General features: G+C 62.1%; 3 protein-coding genes. All 3 read right to left on the bottom strand.

From position 1 onward, the window contains the following. Positions 1 to 77: 77 nt before the first annotated feature. Complete coding sequence (locus B3520_RS05455; RefSeq protein ID WP_286804201.1) at positions 78 to 1,073, bottom strand: CobW family GTP-binding protein; 996 nt, start codon at positions 1,071 to 1,073, stop codon at positions 78 to 80. Between the two features lie 84 nt (positions 1,074 to 1,157). Further along, entirely contained in the window at positions 1,158 to 1,574 is a 417-nt protein-coding gene (locus B3520_RS05460; RefSeq protein WP_286875588.1) for a group I truncated hemoglobin, read from the bottom strand. Then, the gene (locus B3520_RS05465; protein ID WP_286804200.1) at positions 1,574 to 2,434 is read right to left on the bottom strand and encodes a DUF3034 family protein; all 861 of its coding nucleotides are present in this window, start codon (positions 2,432 to 2,434) and stop codon (positions 1,574 to 1,576) included. The genes B3520_RS05460 and B3520_RS05465 overlap by 1 nt, the downstream gene beginning before the upstream one ends. Positions 2,435 to 2,505: the final 71 nt, after the last annotated feature.

Consider the following 2,505-nt stretch of genomic DNA (forward strand, 5'->3'; position numbering starts at 1 on the left):
GCCCTTATCCGCCCTACGCAACCCATGACAGGTCGCGTAGGGCGCGGTAAGCGAAGCGCACCCGCCGTTGCCCAAGCTTAAGCAGCCACAACCAATTCTAAGAGAATACGCTCAACGTCATCCGCATCAATCGGCTTATCATCAATCAACTCAATGCGGCTGTCCGGGGTTTCGTCCAGTTCGCTGACGCTGACCACGTCGTCCTGACCGTTGAAACTGAATATACCGTCCCCGGTAATCATCACCGCTTTGACCCGCGCAACGCTCAAGCCATTGAGCCAACTGAACAGGCGGTCATAGTCGAATTCCCAGTCCGGGGTGAACACCCAGCCTACGCTGAAGTGCCCTTGGCCCTGATTGACTCGCCGGGCCATGACTTCGCCGTCCGGTAAAAAGGCCAGGGTTTCCACTGGCGCGGTGGGCGCCTTCAGAGGGTTGTTCTGGTGAAGGTGCGGGTGGTGTAACGGCCGCCCCGAACGCGGGCAGTCCAACCAGGCGGGATCAATGGCGCCCTGACCCACCCGCTCGACCAAGGCCTTGGGCGGTGACGCCCCAGCCGCCAGTGCCTCCCATCGCGTCCAATCGGACTGCGCGCACAGATCCTGTTTGTTGGCGATCAGTACATCGGCGATGGCGATCTGATCCTGAAAGTGTTCGTTGTCGGTGTAGCGGCTGTCGGCCAGCTTACGCGGGTCCACCAGCGTCACCGTCGCCCGTACGTCCAGTACCTGCTGGTAAAAGGGGCCGGTCAGTGTCGACATGATCTGCGCCGGATGTCCCAGACCAGTGGGTTCTATCAACAGCCGGTCCGGGCGCTCCCGCCCTAACAGTTGATTGAGCGCCACGGTCATGGGCAGTCCCGCCACGCAGCAGATGCAACCGCCGGGCACTTCCCGCACTCTCGCGCCGCCGTCGCGCAGCAGGGCACCATCAATTCCAACTTCACCAAACTCATTGACCAACACCGCCCAGGTTTCCCCGGTCGGTTTGTGGCGCAACAGGTGCTGAATAGCGGTGGTTTTACCCACCCCCAGAAAGCCGGTGATGATATTGGTGGGCACGGCGGTGGTCATGGCGTGATCGCGCTCCTGCTCATTCGTGAAAATGTTACGTTATAACACTTCCTGGCCGGAGCGCAATCGCCGGTTCGGCCGCCGTCAGTGATAGACCACGTCTTCGTAGTCCTGGGCCAGGCGGGCCAGCAGGCGGTTCTGGGTCGGCGTCGCCACCCCCTGCGCTTCCATCGCCTCGATCAACAACTCGACGATGGTATTGAACTCGGTATCGGTGTACTGATGGCCGGCGTGGACCACCCGCATGGAATCGCCGGTGTAGTCGCAGGGGCCGTCGGCGACGCTGCAGATATAGGTTTCCAGCCCAGTCTTGAAGCGATTGATATCCACGTTGTGAAAACGGTCCACCACCCGCTCGTCGTCGGCGATGCGCACGATCAGGTCGTAAACAATGGCATCCACGCCTTCAGCGCCACCGAGGGCCTGGTAGAGCGTTCGGTCACCGCCGGTTGAGGTGCAGGCGCTTAGGAAAAGCACCAGCGCTAATAAAGACACTCGCATCAGAAACTCCCCTGGACGGACAGATACCAGCCGGTCTGGTCGGGAAAGCTGGCCACTTCACCGAGATCGACGTAGGCACCCACAACCGCGACCTGCTTGTTGGGAAACCAGCCGACAAAGGCGGTCTGCCAGTCGTCTTCACGGATGAACGAGAGGTTGTCGGGCTTTTGCCGGTACTCGGCGCCGAGCAACCAATGGCGGTTAAGGAATACCCCGGCGGAGGCTTCGGCCAGCCACTCGGCGTCGTTATTGCGGTCGCCGCCAAAGCCCACCAACCCCAGTTGGTTCGCCTTGCTGTGCCGGGCGGTGGCATTGAGCAGCAGGTTGCGACCGGCCAGGCCGCCGAGCAACAGTTTGGTCGCGCTCAGGTATACATCGGTGCCCGAATCATCCCGGGCTCCCGCCGCGGAGGGCACAAAAAAGTCCCGGTTTTGCTTGTGTTGTACACCGAGACTCACCTGGGGCCATCGGGTGTAAATCAGGTCACCCAGGAGACGTACTTTGGCCCCGAAAACGCGCTGGCGGATGCTCGAGGGCCCGACCCCCAATCGTTCGGACAGAGGCTGGTGGCTCAGACGCTGCTCGGCCAGGGACAGCTCAATCCGGTTGCGCCAGCTCCAGCTCGCCCCGAGCACCGACAACGAATAGTCGCCGGTGCTGACGTGACTGGCCGTTACCGTGCCGCCCTGCTCTTCCCGGGTGCCGTAACCGGAGAGCACCGCCATGGGTACAATCCCGCCGCCGGCGGCTCCTTCCAGGGTGGTGGCGCCACCGGTGGCCAACAGCTGGCTACGCTGGCTGTCCGCGCCGGCGGTTCCGCACAGGGCGATCAGTAGCAGTACACAGTAGCGAACTCTCACGCGTTGACCTCCAGACGCTCGGCACCGGACAACCAGTCGAGGAAGTCCCGGTGAGGCAGCGGTTTGCTGTA

This window comes from Marinimicrobium sp. UBA4509, assembly GCF_002388575.1.
In the GTDB taxonomy this organism is placed as follows: domain Bacteria; phylum Pseudomonadota; class Gammaproteobacteria; order Pseudomonadales; family Cellvibrionaceae; genus Marinimicrobium; species Marinimicrobium koreense.

What these genes read in the sequence shown, in the direction of transcription:
- B3520_RS05455 (WP_286804201.1), bottom strand. Translation starts at nt 1,073, where the DNA reads ATGACCACCGCCGTGCCCACCAATATCATCACCGGCTTTCTGGGGGTG.
- B3520_RS05460 (WP_286875588.1), bottom strand. Translation starts at nt 1,574, where the DNA reads ATGCGAGTGTCTTTATTAGCGCTGGTGCTTTTCCTAAGCGCCTGCACC.